The sequence below is a fragment of the Microcystis sp. LE19-41.2A genome (assembly GCF_027530405.1).
Taxonomy (GTDB): Bacteria; Cyanobacteriota; Cyanobacteriia; order Cyanobacteriales; family Microcystaceae; genus Microcystis; species Microcystis aeruginosa.
The window spans coordinates 1-1,596 of sequence record NZ_JAPZQJ010000353.1; the positions used below are offsets into that span (position 1 = coordinate 1).

The 1,596-nt window shown below is 45.8% G+C and carries 1 pseudogene; it reads right to left on the reverse strand.

The annotated features are described in order from the left end of the window. A pseudogene (locus tag O9290_RS14405) lies at positions 1-1,551 on the reverse strand (hypothetical protein); the annotation flags it as partial. Positions 1,552-1,596 lie beyond the last annotated feature (45 nt).

Below are 1,596 nucleotides of genomic sequence, written 5' to 3' on the forward strand. Positions count from 1 at the left end.
CCCTTGAACATTAACGGTAATCACTTTCGAGGTTTCTCCCGCCGCAAAACTGACGGTTCCTGAGGGTAAGACTCCCCCCACAAAATCAGTGGCATTGGCTGCACTGGTTCCTGAGCCTGTTACTGCCCAGTTGACGTTATTAGCTCCTGTGGTATTAACCGCACGAGTGACGGTAAAGGTAAAGGCTTTGCTACCACTATTCCCTTCCGTTTGGTCGGCATTGGTTGCCGCGATCGCCAAGGTGGGATTCGTGCTAGACCCCGCTAACTTCCATCCCATGTCTTTAAACAACCCCAAGGTTACAGGGCCAGGGTTAAGGATACTTTCCCCAGAACCAATAGAATAGGTCATGAGAGCGTTGGGAGTATTGTTAAATACTTCATCCAAGTGAGAGTAACTTGATCCACCACTCCAAGTGCTTGGGGCGTAGAGCTTAACTCGGTTTCCGCCATTAGCCGCATTGGCATTAGACCCATCAAAGAAAATGTTGTTACTGGTAAGCTGACTGCCCAAAGCAGTAGAAGGATTGGGAAATAGGGACGTATTCAACAAACTTTGTCCAGAACCATTCTCGGTAAAACGATCATAAATTCCTGGAAACCCTGTGCCGAATCCCCACGAGCCTACGCCAGATTGATTGTCCATCAAACCCAAGAAACCTAAACCATGACCTAGTTCATGCAGAACAACACTGACAAAACTAATTTGATTGGTGGGTACATTATTGTCTAACCCGTAATACCAGTTAAAGTTACTGTTGAACTGGGATCCAATATCACTTGCTGTCGGATCTAAATCTTGTCCTGCCAAGGAATTTGCTAGTGCAATAGGATACCAGGTATTCGTTTGAGGTGCTCCAGAAAAATTTATGAAAAAGTCCTCTGGCCCAGCCTGCCCCAGAATACCAGAACCTAAATTAGCAAAGGAAGCATTGACATTAATCGGTACAGAGGAATCCAGTAAACTCTCCCAAATATCTACGGCAAACTGAAAGGCCGTTTGCGCTGCTGGGGTAAATCCTGTGTAATTAACATTGATAACAGTATTGCTTGTAGGAAAATTAACTTGTCCCGTTGATGTCAGGAAATTGGTCGGTAATCCAACCCGAAAACGACTGGGATTGGGATCTAGAAAAAGAGAAGCTTTCGGCAAAAATCCCCCCACCTTGGAGGACGTTAGCATTTCCCCCAGAGCGCTACTTCCTGTCTTCGTCATACCCATATCGTGAAAAGGGTCGTCAACGCTTTCCCCAGTATTCTGTAATAGCTTCCCCTCTGTTTTCAATGGAGAGGGAAGGGTTTGGATAGCGGGAAAGTCCACTTGACCCGTAGCAGCAGGGGAGACTGGAACCGTGGGGGCCTCAGAGGAGACTGTAGACGGGGAGGGGTTAAAGTTGAGGACTGCTAAGGGAGAAGTTTCCTTCGATACAGTTAAATTGTCGGAACCTGTTAAATCAAAGGTGATTGGGGAGGCTCCGTCAAAACTCAAAGAATCTGCTGGAGATGTCATATTTGTACTAGATAAATCAGAACTTACTTGTGTTGTCTTCATGACTTCACCCACCTAATTGTACGAAAATTAATTGGTCAATTACTT